Annotated in this window: 20 protein-coding genes; 7 read left to right on the top strand and 13 right to left on the bottom strand. The window is 42.8% G+C overall.

All coding sequences use genetic code 11. The annotated features are described in order from the left end of the window. Positions 1-4: 4 nt before the first annotated feature. Positions 5-4,528, bottom strand: a complete 4,524-nt coding sequence (gene gltB / locus BDD43_RS15425) for a glutamate synthase large subunit (protein ID WP_121198509.1) — start codon at positions 4,526-4,528, stop codon at positions 5-7. 399 nt (positions 4,529-4,927) lie between these two features. Between gltB and BDD43_RS15420 the strand changes: the two genes are divergently transcribed. The 4 genes from BDD43_RS15420 (at position 4,928) to BDD43_RS15405 (ending at position 7,996) form a co-directional block, all read left to right on the top strand. Then, positions 4,928-5,551 (top strand): NADPH-dependent F420 reductase, encoded by a 624-nt coding sequence (locus tag BDD43_RS15420; protein WP_121198508.1) that lies wholly within the window; start codon positions 4,928-4,930, stop codon positions 5,549-5,551. A 377-nt stretch (positions 5,552-5,928) separates the two neighbouring features. Continuing rightward, the gene (gene modA / locus BDD43_RS15415) at positions 5,929-6,684 is read left to right on the top strand and encodes a molybdate ABC transporter substrate-binding protein (RefSeq protein ID WP_121198507.1); all 756 of its coding nucleotides are present in this window, start codon (positions 5,929-5,931) and stop codon (positions 6,682-6,684) included. Positions 6,685-6,713: 29 nt separating this feature from the next. Continuing rightward, positions 6,714-7,385 (top strand): molybdate ABC transporter permease subunit, encoded by a 672-nt coding sequence (modB, locus tag BDD43_RS15410; RefSeq protein ID WP_121198506.1) that lies wholly within the window; start codon positions 6,714-6,716, stop codon positions 7,383-7,385. Next, positions 7,382-7,996: an ATP-binding cassette domain-containing protein gene (locus BDD43_RS15405; protein WP_121198505.1), complete on the top strand. Its 615-nt coding sequence runs from the start codon at positions 7,382-7,384 to the stop codon at positions 7,994-7,996. The genes modB and BDD43_RS15405 overlap by 4 nt, the downstream gene beginning before the upstream one ends. Before the next feature lie 4 nt (positions 7,997-8,000). Here the strand turns inward: BDD43_RS15405 and BDD43_RS15400 are convergent, their stop codons facing one another. Both BDD43_RS15400 and BDD43_RS15395 read right to left on the bottom strand, forming a co-directional pair. After that, positions 8,001-9,380 (bottom strand): sensor histidine kinase, encoded by a 1,380-nt coding sequence (locus tag BDD43_RS15400; RefSeq protein ID WP_121198504.1) that lies wholly within the window; start codon positions 9,378-9,380, stop codon positions 8,001-8,003. Next, complete coding sequence (locus BDD43_RS15395; RefSeq protein ID WP_121198503.1) at positions 9,381-10,058, bottom strand: response regulator transcription factor; 678 nt, start codon at positions 10,056-10,058, stop codon at positions 9,381-9,383. A 220-nt stretch (positions 10,059-10,278) separates the two neighbouring features. On the opposite strand from BDD43_RS15395, the gene BDD43_RS15390 reads away from it, so the two are divergent. After that, positions 10,279-10,755 (top strand): DUF4920 domain-containing protein, encoded by a 477-nt coding sequence (locus BDD43_RS15390; RefSeq protein WP_121201995.1) that lies wholly within the window; start codon positions 10,279-10,281, stop codon positions 10,753-10,755. Positions 10,756-10,789: 34 nt separating this feature from the next. Further along, entirely contained in the window at positions 10,790-11,320 is a 531-nt protein-coding gene (locus BDD43_RS15385; RefSeq protein WP_317128797.1) for a class I SAM-dependent methyltransferase, read from the top strand. Positions 11,321-11,623: 303 nt separating this feature from the next. Here the strand turns inward: BDD43_RS15385 and BDD43_RS15380 are convergent, their stop codons facing one another. Next, entirely contained in the window at positions 11,624-12,631 is a 1,008-nt protein-coding gene (locus BDD43_RS15380) for a PorP/SprF family type IX secretion system membrane protein (RefSeq protein ID WP_121198502.1), read from the bottom strand. Continuing rightward, positions 12,632-16,915 carry a PKD domain-containing protein gene (locus BDD43_RS15375; protein ID WP_121198501.1) on the bottom strand — a complete coding sequence of 1,428 codons (4,284 nt, stop codon included), beginning with the start codon at positions 16,913-16,915 and terminating at the stop codon, positions 12,632-12,634. A 427-nt stretch (positions 16,916-17,342) separates the two neighbouring features. Here BDD43_RS15375 and BDD43_RS15370 point away from each other — a divergent pair, with 427 nt between their 5' ends. Continuing rightward, on the top strand, positions 17,343-18,095 hold the full coding sequence (locus BDD43_RS15370) for a YoaK family protein (RefSeq protein ID WP_121198500.1): 753 nt from the start codon (positions 17,343-17,345) through the stop codon (positions 18,093-18,095). Positions 18,096-18,157: 62 nt separating this feature from the next. On the opposite strand, the gene BDD43_RS15365 is transcribed toward BDD43_RS15370, so the two are convergent. The 8 genes from BDD43_RS15365 to BDD43_RS15330 form a co-directional block, all read right to left on the bottom strand. Beyond that, positions 18,158-18,862, bottom strand: a complete 705-nt coding sequence (locus tag BDD43_RS15365) for a MarR family winged helix-turn-helix transcriptional regulator (RefSeq protein ID WP_121198499.1) — start codon at positions 18,860-18,862, stop codon at positions 18,158-18,160. Positions 18,863-18,894: 32 nt separating this feature from the next. Then, a complete protein-coding gene (locus BDD43_RS15360; protein WP_121198498.1) occupies positions 18,895-19,962 on the bottom strand; it encodes an oxygenase MpaB family protein in 1,068 nt (355 codons plus the stop codon). Further along, entirely contained in the window at positions 19,940-21,214 is a 1,275-nt protein-coding gene (locus tag BDD43_RS15355; protein WP_121198497.1) for an NAD(P)/FAD-dependent oxidoreductase, read from the bottom strand. Before BDD43_RS15355 ends, BDD43_RS15360 begins: the two co-directional genes overlap by 23 nt. Positions 21,215-21,232: 18 nt before the next feature. Next, positions 21,233-21,877 (bottom strand): flavin reductase family protein, encoded by a 645-nt coding sequence (locus BDD43_RS15350; protein ID WP_121198496.1) that lies wholly within the window; start codon positions 21,875-21,877, stop codon positions 21,233-21,235. Between the two features lies 1 nt (position 21,878). Next, on the bottom strand, positions 21,879-22,598 hold the full coding sequence (locus tag BDD43_RS15345) for an SDR family NAD(P)-dependent oxidoreductase (protein ID WP_246001598.1): 720 nt from the start codon (positions 22,596-22,598) through the stop codon (positions 21,879-21,881). Further along, the gene (gene folE, locus BDD43_RS15340) at positions 22,595-23,254 is read right to left on the bottom strand and encodes a GTP cyclohydrolase I FolE (protein WP_121198495.1); all 660 of its coding nucleotides are present in this window, start codon (positions 23,252-23,254) and stop codon (positions 22,595-22,597) included. Before folE ends, BDD43_RS15345 begins: the two co-directional genes overlap by 4 nt. A 66-nt stretch (positions 23,255-23,320) precedes the next feature. Further along, positions 23,321-23,845: an isopentenyl-diphosphate Delta-isomerase gene (gene idi, locus BDD43_RS15335; protein WP_147425650.1), complete on the bottom strand. Its 525-nt coding sequence runs from the start codon at positions 23,843-23,845 to the stop codon at positions 23,321-23,323. A gap of 51 nt (positions 23,846-23,896) precedes the next feature. After that, entirely contained in the window at positions 23,897-24,733 is an 837-nt protein-coding gene (locus BDD43_RS15330; RefSeq protein WP_121198493.1) for a phytoene/squalene synthase family protein, read from the bottom strand. Between the last annotated feature and the right edge of the window lie 75 nt (positions 24,734-24,808).

Here is a 24,808-nt window from a genome sequence, read left to right as displayed (position 1 = left end):
TATATTAACTGATGGTTTGATATTGTGCCTGTTGCAAAACGCGTTTGTACTCTTTAGGAAATACTTTTACAAATTGAAGCAATGATTCTTCCCAATTCTCTAGCAGAGTTTTGGCAACTGTACTGCCGGTAATTTGTACGTGCTTGCGCAGCAGTGTAACAACCTGTTCTTTATCTTTTGCCGATAGCGGGTCCAGATCAACCATTTCGGTATTGCAATTTTCGGTAAAGGTATTTTCCGGATCGTAAACCCATGCTATACCACCGCTCATGCCTGCCGCAAAGTTACGGCCCGTACCACCAAGGATAAGGGCGCGGCCCCCCGTCATGTATTCGCAACCATGATCGCCAACGCCTTCAACAACGGCAGTTGCGCCCGAGTTACGTACTGCGAAACGCTCGCCAGCCATACCCCGCACAAATAACTCGCCCGATGTTGCGCCATAAAGGGCAACGTTACCGATGATGATATTTTCTTCGGGAATAAAAGTTGCCTCTTTGGATGGATAAATTGCCAACTGCGCACCCGACAGGCCCTTGCCTACATAATCGTTTGCTTCGCCTTCTAACTCAAAAGATAAACCTTTGGTTGAGAAAGCACCGAAACTTTGCCCTGCCGAACCTGAGAATTTAAAGTTAATGGTATTCTCGGGCAAACCCGCCGAACCATAGCGTTTCGAAATTTCGTTTGATAGCATGGTGCCGATGGTACGATCGGTATTCTTTACATCAAACGATGCAAATACCGGGCTTTGATCTTCCAGAGCGTTTTTTGCAGTTTCCAGCAATTTCCAGTCTAAAATATCATCCATACCATGGTCTTGCTTTTCGCTGTTGTAAAGGGTTAAGCCTTTAGCGTTATATACCGGGTGAAGGATAGATGAAAGATCGATCTTTTTAGCTTTCCAATGCTTGATACCCTCTTTAACTTTAAGGAATTGTACGCGGCCAACCATCTCGTTAATGTTGCGGAAGCCTAATTCGGCCATAATTTCGCGCATCTCTTCGGCTAAAAAGCGGAACAGGTTAACAATATGATCTGGCTGCCCGGTAAAAAGTTTGCGCAATTCAGGGTCTTGCGTGGCAACACCTACAGGGCAGGTGTTTAAGTGACATTTACGCATCATAATACAACCGCCTACAACTAAGGCTGCTGTTGCAACGCCCCACTCTTCGGCACCCATTAAACAGGCTATGGCTAAATCGCGACCGGTTTTCATTTGTCCGTCGGCCTGTAATACCACACGGCTGCGCAGTTTGCTTCGTACCAGGGTTTGGTGAGCTTCGGCCAGGCCAAGCTCCCAAGGTAAACCCGCGTGTTTGATGGAGCTTATTGGCGATGCACCTGTACCACCATCGTACCCGGCAATTAATATAACATCGGCATGTGCCTTTGCAACACCGGCTGCTATGGTACCTACACCAGCTTTTGAAACCAACTTAACGTTGATACGTGCGGCGCGGTTAGCATTTTTTAAATCGAATATCAGTTGCGCCAAATCTTCGATAGAGTAAATATCGTGGTGCGGCGGCGGCGATATTAAACCTACGCCCGGCGTAGCATGGCGGGTTTTGGCAATCCAATCGTCAACCTTATGGCCGGGTAGCTGGCCGCCTTCGCCTGGTTTTGCACCTTGCGCCATTTTAATTTGCAACTCGTCGGCATTGGTAAGGTAGTTTGAGGTTACCCCAAAGCGTGCCGAAGCAATTTGCTTGATGGCCGAGCGCATCGAATCGCCGTTAGGCAAACGCTCATAGCGCATTTCGTCTTCGCCGCCTTCGCCGGTATTGCTTTTTGCGCCAATGCGGTTCATGGCTATGGCCAAAGTACTATGCGCCTCGTGCGAGATAGACCCGAACGACATGGCACCTGTAGCAAACCGCTTCATGATGCTTTCGGCAGGCTCTACCTCATCTATACTTATCGATTCGCGGTGATGAGCAAAATCAAGCAAACCACGAATGGTAAAGTGCTTTTCGCTTTGCTCGTTCACTACCTTGGCGTAGTTTTTATAAACGCTGTAATCGTTAGTGCGGGTAGCGTGTTGTAATAAGTGGATGGTTGTTGGGTTAAACAAGTGAGCCTCTCCCCTACGTTTCCACTGGTAAATACCGCCTTCGGGCAATATGTGTTTTTTATCTTTGGTTTCGCCGAAGCCAATTTTGTGCTTGCATAAAGCTTCGCGGGCAATATCATCGGTACCTAAGCCACCTATACGGGTAACGGCGCCAACAAAATACTTATCAACCACGCTTTTGTTTAAGCCCAATATCTCAAACTGTTGCGAACCGTGGTATGATTGCAAGGTTGAAATACCCATTTTACTGAATATTTTTAACAAGCCATCGCTAACAGCTTTGATGTAGTTTTTTGATAGTGTTTTGGTATCAAGGCTGGCATCAATTTTACCGTCGGTTTTTAGGGTATCAATAGTAGCCAGGGCCAGGTATGGGTTAATTGCGCTTGCGCCAAATGCCAGTAAGCACGCAAAATGGTGTACTTCCCAAATATCACCGGCTTCAACAACTAAACCCACCGAACCGCGGCAGCCCTTTTTAATGAGGTGATGATGTACGGCAGACACCGCCATTAACGAAGGTATAGGTGCGTGTTCCGAATCGATAGCTCGATCCTGAAGAATCAATACTTCAAAACCATCTTCAACTGCATCTTCGGCATAACGGCAAAGCCTTGCTATACCCTTTTCCAACGAGCCTGGTTGCCCATCGGCCTTGAAATAGGTTTGCAGTGTTTTTGCGTGGAACAAACCAGTATCAATACTACGCAGTTTTTCCAGTTCGTGATTGTTTAGGATGGGTTGTTTAAGCGTTACGCAATGGCAATGCATTTTATCCTCATCCAACAAATTGCCGTTATTACCTATAAAGGTGGCCAAACTCATTACCAAACGCTCGCGGATAGGGTCTATCGGCGGGTTGGTAACCTGGGCAAAAAATTGTTTAAAGTAGCTGGACAGGTGCTGTGGCTTATCAGACAAAATGGCCAATGGCACATCGGTACCCATAGAGCCGATAGGCTCTTTACCATCAACCGCCATTGGTAAAACAATGGTTTCGATGTCTTCGCGCGAGTAACCGAATACCTGCTGGTAACGGAAAACAGAATCGGCAGATAAATTGGAGAACGACAAGCGTGGCTCGGGCAATTCTTCTAAACGTATCTTATAATTTTCTAACCAACGGCCATAAGGCTGTTTTGAGGTTATTTTTCGCTTGATCTCATCGTCGGTAATAATTTTGCCCTGTTCGGTATCAATCAGGAACATTTTACCGGGTTGTAAACGGCCTTTCCTTACAACATCGCCTTCGCTCAGGGTGGCTAAAACACCAGCTTCGGAGGCCGCAATAACGCGGTTATCTTTAGTGATAACATAACGCAGAGGGCGCAAGCCATTACGATCTAACAATGCGCCTATCAACTTACCATCGGTAAACGATATGGCAGCCGGGCCGTCCCAGGGCTCCATTAATGTGGCATGGTACTCATAGAACGCCTTTTTTATCGGGTCCATTTGTTCGTTGCCATCCCATGCTTCGGGAACCAGCATCATCATTACGTGCGGTAATGAACGGCCTGAATGCAATAGGATCTCGATAATGTTATCCAGACAAGCAGAATCGGACTGGTTGTTATCAATTACCGGTAACAACATTTCCATTTCTTCCTGCGTAAAGTAGGGCGACATGTACGATTTTAAACCGGAGTAAAACCAGTTTAAGTTACCTGTAAGAGTATTGATTTCGCCATTGTGCGCTATCATGCGGAATGGCTGCGCCAAACGCCATGAGGGGAAGGTGTTGGTAGAAAAACGCGAGTGAATCATACCAAAACCGGATGCCATACGCGGATCGGAAAGATCGGTAAAATACTGGCGAACCTGGTAAGTAGTTAACTGGCCCTTAAATATAATGGTTTTGCAGGATAGCGATGTGAAATAGAACAAATCGGCTTCCTGTAATGTTTCTTTAACTGTTTTGGTAATAAAGCGGCGCAATACGTAAAGTTTGCGCTCAAAATCGTCGGCATTGGTAATATGGTGTGGGCGGGCTATAAACAATTGCTCAATATCCGGCTCGGCAGCGCGTGCAGTTTCGCCAATGCCCGAATTATCAACAGGTACCTTACGGTAGCCCAGGTTAATTAAGCCCAGTTTTTCGATGGCGTTTTTAATTATGGTGCGGCAAGCCTTTTTAATTACCGAATCTTTAGGGAAAAAGATCATCCCAACACCATACTCGCCCGGTTCGGGCAGGCTAATTTCGAGGCTGGTACACTCTTCCATAAAAAACTCGTGGGGCAGTTGTATTAAAATACCTGCGCCGTCGCCTGTAAGCGGGTCGCAACCGCAAGCGCCGCGGTGCTCCATGTTTTCTAAAATGGTAAGCGCATCAATAATTATCTGGTTAGATTTATGCCCGTTAATGTTAGTAATAAACCCTGTACCGCATGAGTCGTGTTCAAATTCGGGGCGGTATAAGCCCTGCTGGTGAGAATCGGTTTGTTCCATAGCTTGTTAAAGCCTTCTATAAAAAGGTGTAATAACGAAGTTAAACAAACAGAATAAATTATAAAAGGATTAAATAATTTTTAAAAAAATATAAAAAATGATGGGTTTTAGATTGAAAATTTACCAAATAAACAATAAAAAACCAATTTATTTAATAAAAGCGAAATTAAGATTACATAATAATAGTATGTTAGCATAATATAAAGCCTACATAATCAATAGAATTTATATCAATAATTCGTAAAAACAGGCAAGCCTGTTAAAATTATGTTTAAGCACACTCTTTTTAAAAACATAACTAGCCTGCAATTGTATTAGTGTTGAGCCGGCGCACATGCTATTGAGGATAAAGCCAAGCCCAAAAATGTTTTAGTTTACTATTATTTATACCAACAGAAAATGAAAATAGGGATTATTGGTGCAGGAAAAATAGGCGTAACTGTGGCACAGCTATTTATTAAAGCCGGGCACCAGGTGGCCATAAGTAATTCGAGAGGGCCCGAATCATTAAAAAATATTGTTAAAAAACTGGGAGACAATGCTGTAGCATTAGACGTTAACGATGCTGCTGCGTTTGGAGATATGGTATTATTAGCTGTGCCGTGGATAAAGCCCGAGGCCCTGCCCGACCCCAAAAACCTGAAAGACAAGATTGTTATAGATGCCATGAACCCTTATCAAACAAACGGTGAAGTTGTTGATTTGGGCGAAAGTACATCGAGTGAGGAAACTGCAAAGCGGTTGCCAGGTGCCCAAATAGTAAAGGCTTTTAACACCATTCATTTTACACACCTGGCCAACGGCCCGCATAAAGAATTACCCTTGCAGGAACGGCGCGCCATTTTTTATGCCGGCGATGACGAAGCGGCAAAGGCCAAGGTATCGAGATTGATTGAGGAAATTGGCTTTGGCGGAATTAACACGGGTACCCTGCACAATGGCGGCAAATTGCAGCAACCTAACGCCGAGCTTTATAATAAGGAGATAACTTGCGGCGAAGCACTGGAGATTTTGAAGCGATAAATAGCGTATTTTGCTTATTTTTGTGTGAAAGGTTTTTGAAACGACAATTGTGAAAAGTATTGAAAAAAAATCACCTTATTTCCCCCCCTGCTGTATTAACCATGTTATGCAGAAGGTAGGTTTTAAACGTTGGCCTGTGCGATTCCCTCCGAACTGGAGGGTGCAGGGAGGGGTTTATGCAAAAGCAGGGCGAATAAACCCCTCCCTGCCAATCACAACCTAACACACCCCCTCCCCGAGGAGGGAATAAAAACCCATCTGCTATATGAATGGGCCATTGGTTGTGTTTAATGTAGCTGTTTAACCGGGTGGGCGGTGGCGTTGCACTTTGCAATAACAGATGGCGAATAACATTAAATTAATACCCATATGTACCCATGAACCATAAAAAAATATTTGCATTTACGTTATGTATCGCATTGCATATCAGTGCGTTTTCGCAGAGTTTAAAAGTTGCTGTGGCGGCAAATTTGCAATCGGTTATTAAGGTGCTGGATGCCGATTTTAAAAGCAAAACAGGTATTGCGGTTGAGCCAATTGTTGGTGCATCGGGCAATTTGGTTGCGCAGATTAAAAACGGTGCGCCGTTTGATGTTTTCCTTTCGGCAGATATGAGTTTCCCCGATGCTTTGTATAAATATGGTTTTACAACTGAAAAGCCTGTGGTTTACGCGCGGGGTATATTGATAGTTTGCAGCACCGAAAACATTGATGTTAAACATTGGCAACAACTGGTTTTAAAACAGAGCGTTGCTAAGGTGGCAATAGCCAATACCACTACCGCCCCCTATGGCAAGGCCGCCAAGGAGGCCCTGGTAAAGCTACAATTGTTAGATAAACTGAGCCCAAAAATAGTTACCGGCGAAAGCATTAGCCAAGTTAATACCTATATATTTAACGATGTTGTATCGCTGGGTTTCACCAGCCAATCGTTTATTTACGATTCGGGGCAAAGCAAAAAGCTTTATTATGCCGTGGTTGCCCCGAAACTATATGCCCCGATAGAGCAAGGCGTGGTTGTTTTAAAACACGGTGCAGATAATTATGCCGCCGAGGCTCAAAAATTTTATAAATACCTGCTATCTTCATCCGCGAAAGCTATATTTAAAAAATATGGTTACCATACGGATTAAATGAAGAACAATAAAATAGCCTGTTACTGATGGATTGGTCGCCAATTTGGTTAACCTTAAAGCTGGCAGGTATAACAACCTTGCTGCTTGCTGTTGTTGGTTTGCCGCTTGCCTATTGGCTGTCGCGTGGGCGTTCTGTTGGTAAAATTATTATAGAAGCATTAATTACCATGCCCTTGGTTTTGCCACCGTCGGTATTGGGGTTTTATTTGCTTATCGCTTTTAGTCCGCAGCATGGTTTGGGTAAATGGCTGGCCACTCATTTGAATGTCAGGCTCGTTTTCTCATTCGAGGGTTTGGTGCTGGCATCGGTTATTTATAGTATGCCTTTTATGATAGGGCCCATCAAATCGGCATTGCAACAATTGCCTTTGTCGCTTTCGCAGGCATCATACACACTCGGCAAAAGCCGCATGGAAACCTTTATTAAGGTATTACTGCCAAACATCCGTACATCGCTGTTAACAGCAATTGTACTCACCTTTGCTCATACCTTGGGCGAGTTTGGTGTGGTGCTGATGATTGGCGGAAACATCCCCCACACTACCCGCGTAGCATCCATAGCCATTTACGATGCTGTTGAAAACATGGATTATGCCAGTGCCAATAACTATTCGCTGGTGTTGTTTGCCTTAACGTTTATTATCGTGATGGCTGTTTTTATATTCAATAAGTATAACTCAAAAAGCCCGCTGGAATGATAGCTATTGATATAGAGCAGAAAATGCGCAGCTACCAGGGCCATACAATTTTAAAGGTAAAGGCTCAAATTGCGTTAAACAGCGTTACTAAAATTTACGGGCCATCGGGCTGTGGTAAAACTACGCTGCTTAAAATAATTGCGGGGCTGGTTGTTCCCCAAAAGGGCAAAATAAGGGTTGGTAACGATGTATGGCTGGATAGCGAGGCAAAAGTGAACCTATTGCCACAGCAACGCAAGGTAGGGTTTATTTTTCAGGATTATGCGCTTTTCCCTAACATGACGGTTGTAAAGCACCTGCAATATGCCACTGATGATAAGGTATGGATAAACCGCTTGTTACACTTTGGCCGGCTGGAAACATTGCAACAGCACAAACCGCAGTATTTATCGGGCGGGCAACAGCAGCGACTGGCTATTTTGCGGGCACTGGCCATAAAGCCCAGGATATTGCTGATGGATGAACCGTTTTCGGCACTTGACCAGGATATGCGCGGTGTAATTATTAACGAATTGAAAGTACTTATTGATGAATTAAGCTGCACTTGTTTAATAGTTAGCCACAACCCCGATGAATTAGCTTTTATTGCCAACGCAGAGTTGCGCTTATAATTCACTACTCGTGATACACCGTAAAGCGGATAGAAAATGTGGTGCCGCTGCTTTGGTTTGCTTTAACAGACAGCGTGCCATTATACAGCGAAATAATGCTATTGGCGATAAATAAACCCAGCCCATGCCCCGGAATTTGCGCCACACTTTTTGAACGATAAAAGGGTTTAAAAAGGTTAGGCATATCCTCAAGCTTAATACCCGACCCGGTATCTTCAATGTCGATTTTAATTTGATTATCGGCACTGCTTAAAATACATTTAACGGGCTGGTTGCCCGAAAACTTGAAAGCGTTGGAGATGATATTGTTAAGTGCAATGTACATTAACGATTTATTGCAGTTAATGATAAGTGCATTTTCGTCGGCAATTACCTTGTCCATTTCAATGTAAAGGGCGTTTACTTTTAGCCTTTCGTTCCAATAGGTCCAAAGTTCCCACAATACCTCGTCAATGCGTACCGGTGTAAGCGTTGCGCGCGAAAAATCCATGTCAATTTCGGCCAGCTCCAGCAACCCGGTTATGGTATGTCCCAATCGTTCCGAGTCAAACAAAACCGAGCGCAGTACTCTTTGATATTCGGCGGGTTCGCGCTCTTTGGCAAGTGCTATTTCGGCCTCGCCAATAATACTGGTTATAGGTGTACGCAACTCGTGCGATGCATTGGCTACAAACGTTTTTTGCAGCTCAAAGGCGTTTTCTAAATGCTCAAGCAGGTTATTAAAATTACGGGCAAGCAGGCTAATCTCGTCGTTACCGCTACCTTCGTCAACACGCATATTAAGGTTGTTGGCCCTGATGATTTGCATACGACTTATGACCTGGTTTATTGGCGAAAGCAGGCTGTTTGCCACCCAACGGCCCATTAAAAAGCACAAAACAATGATGACAAAAAATATCACTATCATGGTTTCGAGCAGGTTTTGCATGTGCGCCTCGGTGGCGGTATCGCGGGCCGATGCCAATACAACAAAATTGCCCTGGTTATCCTTAAAAAAGATGCCAACAACCTGCTTTTCGCCATCTATATATTGCAGGTAACCGTTACGGCGCACCTTTTCAACTATTTTTTTTACAAAGGTATTGCGGCCAACAGAGTCGTTTTGCAGTATAAACTGGGCGTTATTCTTTGAATCGTAAATACGGATCACCTCAGTTGGGATCTTCTCGAAATAATGGTTACGGATAAGCGCCAACGAATCTTGCGAAACCTCGTCGGCCTTTAAATAAAGCTGGGCGGCAACTGTAGCGCGGTCTTTAAGCCGGATAAAAAACTCAGCCCGTAAAATGTTAAGAATGGTGAAGTAAACCGAGCCTATACCTACAACCAGTATAATAATGCTGAGGAGTGTGAAGTATAAAGAAAGACGATCTTTTATCTTCATCTATTGTTTTAAAATGTAGCCCATGCCTATAGCGGTGTGTAGCAGTTTGCCGTCAAAGCCCTTTTCTATCTTGTTGCGTAAAAAGCTAATATATACATCAATAAAGTTGGTACCTGTATCAAAGCCAATACCCCACACCCGCTCGGCAATAAACTGGCGGCTCAATATTTTACCCTGGTTACGCAAAAACAGCTCCAGCAGGGCATATTCTTTGGCCGTTAGGGTGATTGATTTACCATTGCGGCGCGCTGCTTTACTGGCTGTATCTAATTCCAAATCGGCAAACTTAAGTATTTCGGCCTCGGGCCTGTCAATAGTTTGGCGGCGCAACAAGGCTTCTATCCGCGCAAGCAATTCGGTAAAATGGAAAGGCTTTACAAGGTAATCGTCGGCACCGGCTTTAAGGCCAAGCACCTTGTCTTCAACAGCGCCAATTGCCGACAGAAAAAGGATGGGTATATGCGGGTTAGTTTGCCTCACGTGCTTACAAACATCAATACCGGTTACAAGGGGTAACATAATATCCAAAATCAGCAGGTCGTAGTTGTTACTGTCAATAAGTTCAATGCCACGGGCGCCGTCTGTAGCAACATTAACAAGGTACTCGTTTTCTTCGAGTCCGTTTTTAATAAAGGCTGCTACCTTATGCTCATCTTCAACAAGGCAAATGCGGTTCATTTTACTGGGCTATTTTGTACAAATATGGCATTATTGTTCATCGGTTAAACATCAATGTGGGGCTATTAAGGTAATTTCTTTCAAACACATTTTAAATCTGCATTAATTCATTCTAAATCATATACTTTACTATGGCTGCGTTACGCCCTTTCGCGGTTTGTTTTTATATGTGCCGATTAATAAAAATACTATAAATTTGCGTAACCGTAATTATACCAAAATGAAATTAACTATATTATTTATTGCTTTTGCATTAGCAAGCTCCGTAACCTTTGCGCAAAGCAAAATTACACCTGCCAGGGCGGGCGTTACATATGGCAAAACCGTTACGGCCGATAAAGCTGTTGGTGTTGCCGCCCTTAAAACCGAACTGAGTAAAGATTCGGTTTATAAAGGTAAGATAAGCGGCGAAGTGGTTGAGGTTTGTAAAAAGAAAGGCTGCTTTATGAAAATTAAACAGCTTGATGGCAGCAGCCCTATTATGGTTCAGTTTACCGATTATGCATTTTTTATGCCTCAAAACATTGTAGGTAAAAAAGTTGTGGTTGAAGGTGTTGCCAAATTAAACGAAACATCGGTAACCGAGCTAAGGCATTATGCTGCCGACGCCGGAAAAACCAAAGACGAAATAGCCAGCATTGTTGAGCCTAAAAAAGACATCCATATTATGGCAGATGGTGTGCTGGTTGTTGAGTAATATTGCCTTAATAAATGTTTTGTAATCTGTTTTGATGAAGGATATTTTAGGGCAAGCCTTACATAACCACTATTACCAGGATAAACCTGCCCCGCTTTGGATACATAACCAATATGGCCCAAAAGAAGAGATGCCTGTTGAAACCTTTTTTAGAGAGCAGGAAGATATGCCCGAACTTGAACTGCTTGCATTAAAGCAATGCCGGGGCAAAGTACTTGATATTGGCGCCGGGGCAGGCAGCCATGCGCTTGTTTTGCAGCAAAATGGTTTTGATGTTACAGCGTTAGAAATATCGGGCATGGCAGTTGGGGTAATGAAGGCCCGCGGCGTTGATAAAGCCATTGAAGCCGATATTTTTAACTATAGTGAAGGCAGGTACGATACCTTGCTTTTACTGATGAATGGTATTGGCTTAACCGGAACATTAGCTAACCTAAAACTTTTTTTAAACCATATTAAAACCCTGCTAAACCCGGGCGGACAGGTAATTTTTGATTCATCGGACATTGCTTATTTGTATGAAGACGGATTGCCCGATACCGATAATTACTATGGCGAACTATAGTACCAATACGAATACAAAAAGCAAAAAACAGAATGGTTCCGGTGGTTATATGTGGACCAGGAAATGCTTAAAGAGGTAGCCACCAGTGAGCATTGGCTGGTTGAAATACTTTACGAAGACGGCTATGATCAATATTTGGCGAAGTTAACCTTGGTGATGTAGCCAGAGATACGGTTATGGGATTAATCATGAACACCGAATATAGAACACTGAATTAAGAAGTAAACTTCGGCATTGGATATTCAAAATTCGGTGTTCGATATTTGTTCTAATCCTTAACTTAAAAGAATTAGGCATTATACTTTACCAGGTGTGCCTTGGGCTGGTTACGTTATAATTATTGTTCAGCAAAATACCAATCATTATTTCGTGGGTACCACCACTTACGCTTTTTAGCTGCGAGGTTGTATAATCGTAAGAGTAGCCTAATGTTAAAAAGCCATTGAGGTTAAAGCCAAAGCTGCCTGCTACCGCATCATTTTGGCGATAGGCACCTCCTACCCAAAAAACATCGCGAAAAGCTATCTTCATATTGGCATCGTAACTCAATGGCATTTGCGATGCAGGCCTCACAACTACCGATGGCAAAGCGGTTACATCTTCCGAAAGATATACCCTTAAACCTGCGGTTAAAAAATACTGTGCATAGGTTTTACCACTCACATCGCCTGCATCACTGGCAAAGCTAACCGCTGTTGGCAGTAATTGCTGTACCGATGCGCCAACAAAAAAGCCTGCTCCGTATCCCCATAAGCCCACTCCGGCTTCGGGTTTTATCTGGCTGTTGGTTCCCTGGGTAACAATAGGATCTAACGGGTTTGAAAAAGTTAGCTGGCTGGTATTTAAACTTAAATTATTAATACCTAACGATGCGCCCACGCCAAGGTTAAAACCATCGCTCATGCGGATGTGATAAGCGTAAAGAGCATCCAGATGGGTTTGGTTAATTTGCCCTATCTTATCGGAAACGATACTCATACCCAACCCGCTGTGGCTTGCCGATGCCGAATAATCATTAGCCGCGCTTCTGCCCATGGGGTTATAACTATTGCTTATCATTTGCGAATAGTCGGTAAGTGTAAAGTCTCTGTCTAACGGTATACTAAAAGTCAAATAAGCAGTTTTAGGCGAGCCTTGTAAACCACTCCATTGGTTGCGGTAACCTGCCTTAACATCCCAATAACTTTCAATGCCGGTAACTGCCGGGTTTATTAACAACTCGTTAAAGGTGTATTGTGTATATTGAGGCAATTGCTGTGCACCCGCCTTTAACCCGGCTATTAAAAAAATAATTGCTAAAAATCTTTTCATCTATTTAATCAGATTAACCGACCCCGACATAATTGCCAAGTTATGGCCCGGGCTAATGATATAAAAATAAGTTCCAACGGGTAGCGGGGTATTTTTGTAAGTGCCATCCCACGGTACCGCGTACCCGTTGCTTGAGTAAACCAGTGCGCCTGAACGGTTAAATACTTTAACGGTACACTTATCATACCTGTCTAAATATTTAATTTCCCAGGTATCGTTAAAGCCGTCACCGTTGGGCGTAAATGTATTTGGTATAATAGGGAGGCGCAGTAAACGCACCATAACCGAATCGGACACGGGGCACGATATACCACCCGATGTTAACGTAACCGTAAGTTTATAGCGGGTATCGGCCTGCGGCGTAGCTACAGGGTTTAAAATAGTTGGGTTGCTTAAACCTGTTGAAGGGGTCCATAAAACGCTTATGTTACTTCCTGATGCGGTACCGTTTAAGGTAACCGATTCGCCAGCTAAAACATCCTGATCTTGCCCGGCAGATACGGTAGGTATTGGCGCTACGGTAATAATTTGATCCGGAATAGTATCCGCGCAGCTTGATGTATTTGAAGTGTATATCAACGATATACGGTGTTGCCCCAAACCTGCGGTTGAAGGGTCAATTTTACTGGTAGGCAAAAAAGTGCCATCCATATAAAATTTAGCCGTACCGTTACCGCTCAGGGTTGTATAGGCTAACAAATTAACCACAGATGCATTTTGGCAAACCGCAGAAGGCATGCCGGTAAAAGTTGCCTGTGGTACAGGCAGTACTGTAACACTTACATCCTTAGCCTGGCCAATACATGTTGCGCCAGAGTAAGCCACCATACGTACTGTATAAGTATGTGGGGAAGTAATTTCTAACGGATAAGTATGGCGCAATAATTGCCCGTATACAGGCCGCGAATATACTTGCGGCGTGTTATTATTAGGGTAATCATAATACATTTCAATTTTAGTAACCAAATCGTTTAAACCGGGGATGGTAGCTTTATTAACAAATATCACTTCGTTGCTGCTACACAAATCTTTACCACCGGCAGATAGTGCAAAATCTGCCACAGGAGTTGACCCGTTTACGTGATATTGTTGTGTAGTGTCGGACAAGCAACCATTTGCAGTTGTAACCGTCAGTTTAGCATAATAAGTACCCGAGGAACTTACTGCATGCGTTACCGTTGCGCCGGTAGCTGTTGTAGTTGTGCTGGATGTTAAGTCGCCAAACGTCCATACGTAGCTTATCACCCTGCTATCCGGTACAGCCTTAAATGTAGCTGCCCCATCCTGGAAACATACGTCGGGTAAAATAAAACTAGCCTTAGGTTGCGGATAGACCGTTATTTGTTTGATTGCCGGGGTGCTGATGCAACCCAAATTAGTAGTAACGGTAAGCGTTACGGTGTAAGTGTTTGATGGGTTAAAAATATGTGTAGGATTTTGAATGTTTGCTGTAGTACCATCACCGAAATTCCATTTCCAATCGGTAATGAAACCCTCCTTAGGTACAGATATATCCGTAAAGGATACGCTTTTGGTCTCGCAAGCCGGTAGTACATAACTAAAGTCCGCTTGCGGTTTTTGATTGATGTGAATATTTTGACTGTAGCTTGTTGTAGAACAACCGTTATGGCCCGTTACAGTTAATACCACCGTATAATCGCCGGGTGTTGCAAATGGGTGTTTTGGATTTTGCAGTACCGATTCGGCGCCATCTCCAAAACTCCAGTGCCACGAACTTACAACCGTGTTTGAGCCGTCGGTTTTATCAGTAAACAAAACTGTATCTGCCGGGCATGCGCTTGCAGGTGCGGTAAAATTAGCTTGCCCGCTAATGGTAAAGTCTTTACTTAAAGTTACCGAACAGGTGTCTTTAGATATTACCGTTAAACTAACATGGTAGGTTCCTGCTTTTGTAAACTGGTGTGTAGGGCTTTTTGTAGTAGCCGTGTTAGGGTTTGCAACTGTAGCAGCAGTGGCATCGCCAAAATCCCACAGGTATTTAAATTGCGACATGGTACTATCCGCAATAATTGATTTATCGGTAAACTGCACCGTTGCATTAGCCAAACAAACATCGGGCAATGTGAACGAAACTACCGGATGTGGATGTACTACAATGGTTTTAGTGATAGTAGTGCTAAAACAGCTTTTATCGGTTAGTATTTGCAGTTTAACCGAGTAAGTTCCGGCGGTAGCGTAGGTATGTACAAATGGCAGGTTATCCGTTCGGTTATCGGTTGCGCTGCCGTCGCCATAGTTCCATATCCATTTAACTATTTTACCCTCTCCAGGGTTTGATTTATCGGTAAAGGTAACGCCCTGCGTTTCGCAATCGGGAGTTGAGCTATTAAAGGCCGCAACGGATGCCGCCCTCACGTGAACTGTTTTTGTATATAACGACTGGCAACCGGTTGGTATGGTAACCGTTAAGCCAACAGTATAATCGCCGGGAGTTAGGTATTTGTAAACCGGGTTTTGCACAATAGAGGTATCGCCGTTGCCAAAGGTCCATTTCCATGATTGTATAGCGCTGCCATTACCCGAACTCTGATCTTTAAACCCGATGGTATCAGTTACGCAAAGGGTATCGCGCGAGCTAAACTTGGCCTGCGGCGGATCGGCAACGTTAAAATTAAGGTCAACCTCTTCGTTAGAACCGCAAAGTGTAATAACCGGGTTAAACACCGTTACCTTGATAGAATACCCCCCTGCGGTATAAGTTACCGACGAGCCATAATCATACACATAAAGCAACACACCATTTTTATAAAAAGTACTTTTAGGTTGAGGGTTAGTTTGCACAACTGGTGTTGTACCATTGCCAAGGTCCCAGGTTATACTTGTAGTTGGATACGGCAATACAACTTGGGGATTAAGTGCTGTACCCGTACAGCCGGATGTTGCCACCTGGTTAGTTACCGGGTTGTTATACTGCACATACTCGTTTAAGTTTTTAACATTTGTACCGGCAGCATAGCCGTATGACTCGGCATTGCCAAAACCGTAGGCTATAGCATTAAAACCCTGACTGGCAGACAAAGTATGTGTAGCTCCCGACGTTACCGCCAGTTGCTTGTACGAATAAGCCGTATTACCCGGTACAGCCGTAAACCCGGTTGATGATGTTGCTCCGTCAAACAAAAACGATGATGTGGCAGCCGTAGGCAGTACCACATTAATATAACTTTTTGTGATGAGGTACTCGGTTGCCGAGTACAAAATAACATGGTCTATGGTTTGCTCAAGCGGATTAAGGAAAATCATTTCCGGGTCGCCCACATCGCTTGCTATGGTGCCCACACCTGTAATACCATTGCCCTGTGTTACGGCGTATTGTATTACCTGTATCGGTTTATCAGATGATATATAGTTGGTAGCCTGGCTATTAAAATCATAATAAAAGCCTTTGGTAAATTGCGCTGCTGTAAGCAAAGTTCCGTTTAAGGTAACTTGCGCCGTTGGGTCGCTCAATACGATACGTATAATATCATAATTACGATCTTTAAGCGGAACGGTGATGTAATTTTTTCCCCATGATGTTGTTGGATATACTTGCTGAAAAAGATTGTCCGACGTCATGTTAGGTTTACCGATGTAAATTTTGTTACTGCCCGAAAACACCGCTATCTTTTTACAGCCCGAAGCGCCGTTAATTACTGATGTAATGCGGGTTCCCGTTAAATCGGTATTGGATATTCCCTGGTATACCTGCCCTTTGGCAAGGGTTATGGTAAATGTTTGGTTGGCCGCCTGGCCGCCAATTAATGCGGCGGTAGGTGTAATATTTACTGTGGTATTGTCCTCGGTACCGATAACGGTAAACAAAGAATACGAAGGCGATGCATTTGAAAGCTGAGTATAGTTAAGTGAATAATAATCGTTAGATAAAGTATTTACCGGCAGCAACAGCGTTGCACCCGAAACAGCACTTGCGTAAATGTGGGCATAAACAGCTATGGGGTTTTTACTGGTAATGTGCAAACCTTTGTTTTGCAAACCATTTGTGTTACCCAAAAAGGCGCTATTGGGTACGGGGAATTTTTTTATCACATTAGGAACAACTGATACCGTTGTACTAAAACTGCCATCGGCAGATGCCACTGTAACCGTAGTTGCCACATCGCAAGCTATGTACAAATTCATTTGCGAAGTTGGGGGCCCGGTGATATGATCCATCCAGCACGTCCAAAACTCGGTACCAATGTTTGAATTACCCGATTGTCCTCGGGCGCTTCCGGCGGCTAATACAACGACAGCAAAAACTGCCCATAAAAGTTTATTCATATAGCGTTTTAAATCAAGGTGGGCTTAAACTAACATCCAACTATAGTTTCTGGCAATGGTTTAACGGCTAAATGTATTAATTTAAAATGAATTTAAAATGAAATGGGATATTAAAACAGCATTGACGCCGAGATAGCCCACTTTTTTGAGTAAACCCCACTCAAAAAGCAAATTATTTACATATTACGATTAGGGGCGTGTATAATTTAAGCAAAACATAACCTTGTCAAAGTTTTGCCGCCTTGTATACGCAAAACTTTAATTCAATATTTATAGTATTTAAGCCTTTGGCAAGCAAACGCTAAACGGCAAATTTGATTTAATTAATTTAACAAGGTAATCATATCCTAAATATCCCCTTATATTTGTAGCGTAGCAGCGCATATAAAACAGGTAGCTTATTTCAATTTTATTTTTTTAAATTAAAATGTTAAGGCACTTAGGAGCAAAACGAACCGCGGAGCATAATTTGAAGTTAGCTACGCTACTGGGATTAACCGCGGGTTTTGTTAATGCAGAAGGATTTTTGGGTTTTGCTGTACTAACCACAAATGTTACCGGCCACGCCGCTTTGCTTGCCGAACGGATAGCTTTTGAGGATTGGAAAACCGCCGCAGTTATTGCGCTTTGGATGTTTCTTTTTTTAGCCGGTGCATTTTTTACCAGCATTGTACTTTCTTTTACAGGTAAAAATGAGCGTTTCTCTTATTTTATACCGGTAATTGCCGAAGTGCTTATATTACTGGTATCGGCCTTATATGGCCATCATTATAATGGCACGCTTGCATCAAAAGAGTTTTTTGCCGGGAGCTTACTTTTTGCAATGGGCCTTCAAAATGCGTTGGTATCGATGGTTTCGGGATCAGTTGTGAGAACTACGCATCTCACCGGCACATTTACCGACCTGGGCATTGATCTGGCTCAGATACTTCGTTCGGATAAAGCCGACAGGCCAAATTTAAAATCAAAGATTAAACTGAGAATGTATATCATTTTCTTTTTTTTGGCGGGGGCGGTAGCGGGTGCCTACCTGTTCCATCGTTTTCAGTTTCCTTCTTTTTTTGTTCCCATTGCCATATTACTGTTCGCTCTGGTTTACGACCTGCTCCGGATTAAGGTAAAACGCTACTACCGCACCGGCGTTAATGCCGTTAAACGCACAATAAGGCACCAATATTAAGGCTCGTTGCCCATATATTTAACGCACACCACTCAACAGCCATTAAGCTCTGATTGTATTTTTTAAACAGAAACTTGCTCATTTAAGGCTTCGCTATCGTTTACAAAATTTTTCAGATCTGCTTTGGTTAAAATGGTCTTCTTTTCGTAGTGTTCCAGATGAAAGTTTTCAAGCTTTTGCAAAAGGTACTGCAAGGTAAATTTTTCGGCAATCGTTAATTTTCCGGTAATCATTTTGCCAACATTGTCCATATCAACAAATACGCGGTACAATAATTCTTTACCTTCAGTTGTAATGGCTATATGTTTACTTCGTTTATCCTTTAAATCGTCCCATTGTTTCACCAATCCTGCCGAAATTAATCTTCTTATAACTTCTGTACCAGACGTCTTTTCCTGTAAATTATAGCTAATCAGTTCGCTTTTTGATAAATTATCATGAGTAAGCAAAATAGCAAGTGCAGTAAAATCCTCGCCGGTTTGCAAGGGCGTTCCTTCCAGAGCCTTTTTTATGTATGATTTTGCGTACCGGCTCATAAAAACAAATAACCGGCCAATGTTATTATCCAGTTTATACGCAATTGCCAAAGCATCGGTATCGTTATCGCCAAATCGCACTTCATTGTTAACAAAACTCCCAGTTGAATCGCCAACTTTACTCAGCAGAAAACCTGCGAAATCCTGAATAGAAAGTTCCTCCGCCTGGCTTTCTGCTTCCAGCTGCTCCACAAGGTTTATTAACTGATGAATGAGTTTATATGTTTTCATATTTGGTAAGGGTAGCGGCAAATTTGTCAAATTTAAGTTCTTTTACTCAGTTCCCGATTCTCTTTTTTAAAAGTAGTATAAGCTATCTTATAACTCTTAATGCTATCGCCCTCTTGTTTAAAGCTTTTCATCACATTAATTATTTTAATGAGTAGCAGTTTGTAAGCTGGTAATTGCGGTGCTTTTATGGCCAATAAATTGGCAATTTCATCGCCAAGCAAATAACGCATTAGGCCCAATATGTCGTTTGCGGTGGCTTTACTTTGGTTAACGGCAAGTATATGATCTGTTAAAGACCGGGTAAGCTCCTGCCCGTGCGTCGAAAACCTAAACTGTCGCTGCTTAATTGCCAAATCAAGCTGTTGGGCCATTTTTGCATTTTGCGGAATAAGGTCTTCATTTAAACCAGTTAAATAACCCACTACCGCCCAGGTATGCATAAAGGCCATCTGATCTTGATGGCTCACGCTAAAACCAATCATACGGAGCCCCCGCACCACAATAAGTGAGAAAGAAAGGTTGGTACCAGCCATATCTTCCTGGTTGATAGGGAAACCCCATGAGTGATCCCACTTTTGGCTCTGGAGGGTATAATAACGCACTGCCGCGTGCATAATACGTACCCTTAAAACTTCTTCAAACCCGTTACCTTCAATACCAAAGGCATCAGGGGCCATTACCTCCCAAACAAAAACGGCGGTATCATAAAGGCGTTTTGTTGTTTGCTTTTGTATCAAGCCGGATAAGTACAAAACCATTGCACCGTTGGCGGCGGTATAGCAATACGGCAATGATAACAAACCAAGCAAACTCATAATAATTTGCGAATGCCTGGCAAAAAAAACTGAGCCGGCCTTCATTAAATCTGGTTGCGCCCACGAGGGTAAGTTTGCCGCGTTATTTATAAAAGCAACCTCCGGAAAAGTAGTGGTTAAAAAACTTAAATGCTCGCGCCCGCACTCACCTTTCAACCACTGTTGTAACTGTTGTTTTTTCTCCGCATCTGCAAAAACGTGGCGTATAAATTCATCCGCAGGTGGGTCGCCAAGCAGCCTTTTACTATTTAATAAGCTATTGCTAAAAAAATCGCTGCCAGTCATCTTTTAACTTTATGGTTTTTATAATAGATTCTGCTGCCAATCTTCCACTCCTCATGGCAGCGTTAATTGAGCCATTCATCAAATGGTCGCCGCAAATAAAACATTGCGCAATTAACCTAATGGTTTTATTTTTTGGCTCGTTGCTCACCTCGTCGTCATCAGGCAAGGCATAATTGATATGATACGTTTTCAAATGCTTCCATTTATCAGCTTCGGGATACCAGCGTTTCAGTTCGGCTCTAACGCGCTCCTGTAGTTCTGTTTCGTTCGCTTCGGCGTGGTTGCCTATTAATGATAACGATATTAAGGCGTCCCCATTAGTAGAATAACCGGGCGAAATTTGATTCATCACTGCAATATTATTAACCAATTTTCCATTTAAGGTATTTAGCGCAATTAACGGCGAGGTGTACGGTTTTTGGGATGCCGTGAAGTACATATTGGTAACCGACCGGTATTTTGTTACCACCTGTTGATAGGGCGCCGGCAAACTGATTTGATTAGTAGCTATCAAAATGTAATTTGCCTGATAAGTTGTGCCAGAAACAGTTGTTACCGTATTACCCAAAATTTGCTCCACTTTATGGTTAAAAATAATTTCGTTAGCCGATAAGCCTGATGCTAACTGAAAAGGAATCATACCCATCCCTTTAGCAGGGATGGCTGCATCTCCTTCGCTAAACATTTTAAATACAAACTCAAACATGCGGCTCGATGTACTGAGTTGATATTCCAGGAAAATACCCGCCATAAAGGGTTTAAAAAAATTACTCAATATGGTTTCGCTAAAACCCTCTTTTTTAAGATAGTCTATTGTTGCGATCTCCTTTTCCGAAAATATCTCTTCAATGCTTTTTCGGGATAGCTTGATTTTCAACCTAAGCATCCGCATTTTATCGGCAAAAGTACCTGCGGAAGAAAACAAAGTGCTGATTAATGCGGTAGGTTGCCTCAACGGATCGCCAATTTTTGACACGCCGCCTTCACTCAAAAGTAAAGCACCGGGGTCAAAGCTGCAAAGTTGAAGTGCCTCATAGTCTAAAAAACGTTTCGTTTCCGGATACGCAGTCAGCAAAACCTGGAATCCACGGTCAAGCAAAAAACCGTTTACTTCGTCTGTCCGCACTCTACCTCCAACCGCATCGGAGGCTTCTATTATCAAAACCGATTTGCCTGCTTCTTTTAATACCCTTGCAGCGGTTAATCCGGCTAAGCCCGCACCAATAATAATCACATCTGCGTTGTTTTCCATAGCACTGTTTTTATTGTATTAGCACTCCTTTGTTAATTGCCGGGGTTCAATACCCGGTTTGGCATACGCCAGGCGGCCAACAGGCTGGGGTAAAAAATAAGCGTCAAGCCCGGCCACGGTCATGGTTTCTGCCTTGGTATGGTCAATCGTACCATCTTCGGCTATCATGGCGTCATCTGTTAATATTTGTACTATCTCGCCTATAACAATGGTTGTTCCGTTAATATCCATGTCAATAAGCTCACGCACATCCAGACCTATACGAATAGTAGACTGCGCTACAAAAGGGGCTTTAAAGCCCTGAACGTATTGCTTTTTAAAACCACAGGCATCAAACTCCGATACGCCTGCCGGGTAGCTGGCACTGGTTTGGTGCGCCTGCATATACCAGGCAGGCAGCACATTATTTAAAGTAAACTGGCCGGTTAACCTTATATTGTTGAGTGTATCGTTATGCTCGCGTTGCGGGCGCATTACAATGCCTAAAAGTGGCGGGTTTGCACCAAGGTGGAAAGCCGAACTGATAAGGCATAAATTGGTAATACCATCGTTACTGCTTGTACCCAACAGGTTTAACGATTTATAGCCTATTAAGCTATTAATTAAACTTATTCGGTAATGTTTTTCTAACTCATAAATCTGCTCGCTTTTAATACTTATCATATTAACTCGTTTTTAATTTACCCAGGCCACCGTCTACTCCTATTACCTGGCCTGTTATCCAGTTACTTTCCTCGGATAATAAAAAGGTTATTAACCTGCTAATATCTTCGGGCTGCCCTACCTTTGCTAAGGGATGCCGTTTAGCCGACGCCTCCCTTTTCTCCGGCGAACTGAGCAGGCTTTGAGCCAGTGGTGTATCGGTTAACGATGGTGCTACCACATTTACGCGTATTTGCTGAGAAGAAAGTTCGGCAGCTAACGAAATGGCAAGACCCTCAACGGCGCCTTTTGCTGCGGCAATGCTAGCATGATAAGGCATCCCCGTTTTGGCAGCAACAGAACTGATTAAAACAATTGATGACCCGGCGGCATTTTTTATGGATTTAAGTGCCTTTTGAATTATTCGGGCTGCGCCCAAAACATTCAATTGAAAATCATTCAAAAAATCGTCGGTTGTTAGCCTGTTAAACGGTTTAAGCGTTATACTGCCAACCGAGTAAACCAAGCCATGTAACTGTTGGGGTAAAAACATTTCAACAGCATCAATATTGCCGGTAACGTTAGCCTCCAGATAATGAACATCCGCCGGCCAATGGTCAGAAACCGACCTTGAAATTACATAAACATTGGCCTTTTGCTCGTGAAGCAATTTAACCAGTGATAAGCCTATGCCCGAGCTACCACCCACCACCAGGATATTTTTCCCTTCAAAATTCATCATCCTATGTATTTAAGAAATTCATTTTTTGTTTCGGCAATTAAAAATTGCCCGCAGTACTCGGCTGTAAGGGTGCTGCTATTGGCATCTCTTATACCCCGGCTTGATACACAATGGTGATGGGCATCTATAATTACAGCTACATCATCGGTACCCAATGCTTCTTTCAGCATATTGGCAATCTGCATGGTGAGCCGCTCCTGTACCTGCGGCCTTTGCGAACAGTATTGCACAATTCTGTTCAGTTTTGAAAGGCCTATCACTTCCCCGTTACTGATGTAGGCTATATGAGCCTTGCCAACAATAGGTACAAAATGATGCTCACAGTTACTAAATACAGCTATATTTCTTTCCACCAGCATCTGCTTGTATTGAAAAGGGTTTTTAAACAATGTTGGTACAGGCTTATTAGCGGGGTTAAGCCCGCTAAATATTTCTTTCACATACATTTTAGCAACTCTGGTTGGTGTATCTTTTAAACTATCGTCGTCCAAATCCAGACCAAGTACCTGCATAATACTTTTAAAATGTTTGGCAATCAATTCTATCTTGGTGTCGTCGTCCATTGCAAAGGCATCGGCCCGCAAAGGGGTATCAAAAGAAGAACTGTAGTGTTCCTGCTCAATAGTCAAATTATCTAGGGTATTGTTATTTAGCATTAAATTATGTTATAGTTAAGGTGGTTAATAAATTGCGTACGTTTTAATAATATCAGCAAACCAGGTTTATAAATTAATTTGATGGTAGCGTTGTATCACTTCATCAAAACATATTTTAAACCATGCGGTATACTCGTGTGGCTGGTTAGCTACACTCAACAGCACAGTGTTTATATCCAAATATTTAAAACCGGCTACCTCCGCCGCATTAGGTTGCGGCATTTCGTCGCTTACGCCCATAAAAACATGGTCGTATTCGTGTTCAATTAGCCCATTGTCAAATTCATGGCGATAACTGAATTGAAATAGCTCTTCCAGGTGGCAAGCCATTCCCATTTCCTCTTTAAGGCGGCGATGGGCGGCATTAATAGTTATTTCGCCCAATCCGGGATGGCTACAACAGGTATTGGTCCACAATCCGCCCGAATGATATTTGCCGAAGGCCCTTTGTTGCAGCAATAGCTCGCCCTTGCTGTTAAATATAAAAATAGAGAACGCCCTATGTAGCGCTCCCTTTTTATGAGCAGCCATTTTATCCATTGTTCCCACAACTTCATTGTTGGCATTTACCAACATTACACTTTCTTTCAATATATAGTTTTTTAATTATTGCTGTTTGATAACTATAAAATGGATATTTAGTTATAGCACATTTAATTTGTACCTTACCAATGAATCAAACATCAAATAAAATTTGTGACCATTTGAAACCCTTATCCTTTCGGACATTACCTTTTCGGCAGGCACTTTTGATATTTTCCGGTAAAGCTGTTTGTAATAAACGTATGCCAAGTAAACCCCTTTGCGGCACGACCGCGGCAGTTCTCTAATTCCGATCAAGGCGTCGTTTAGCTCCGAAAGTATGTCCTCTTCAATAACCCGTTTATTTTCATCGGAAAATGCCGACAGGTTAACATTTGGAAAATAAGTGCGGTTTAATTCCTGGTAATCCGCATTCACATCCCTAAGGAAATTCACTTTTTGAAATGCCGAACCCAATTTCATTGCCGGTTTTTTTAACCGCTCAAATTCTTCGTTATTGCCGTTGGTAAATACATGCAAACACATAAGCCCAACAACCTGGGCAGAGCCCATAATGTATTCCTCATATTTTTCGGGTGTATACTCCTGCTCACCCAAATCCATTTCCATGCTGTTTAAAAACTGCTTAACAAGTTGATGATTAATACCATATTGATTAACCACCTGCTGAAACGAATTGATAACCGGATTTAGGCTAATACCCCTTTCAATAGCTGTAAAGCAATCGTTACGCAATTCGGCAAGCATTAACGCTTTGGGATAATCATGAAAACTATCAACTATTTCATCGGCCAGCCTAACGAAGCCATAAATTGCATGAATAGGATAACGAACTTCCTTATTAAAAAACAATATCCCGAGCGAAAAACTGGTACTATAAAGCCGGGTTGTTTCCCTGCTGCATTTGGCAGATAACGTGTCAAATTTTTCTTTCATCTATGATTAAAGTATTGGATAAGCAGTTGAGCCGAAATTTTGCCGGAAATGATGGATAGTGCCCAGTTTTGGCCA

The organism is Mucilaginibacter gracilis, from assembly GCF_003633615.1.
Lineage (GTDB): Bacteria > Bacteroidota > Bacteroidia > Sphingobacteriales > Sphingobacteriaceae > Mucilaginibacter > Mucilaginibacter gracilis.
The sequence above is the reverse complement of the archived record's forward strand: the minus strand, read 5'-3'. Positions and strand labels throughout refer to the sequence as shown.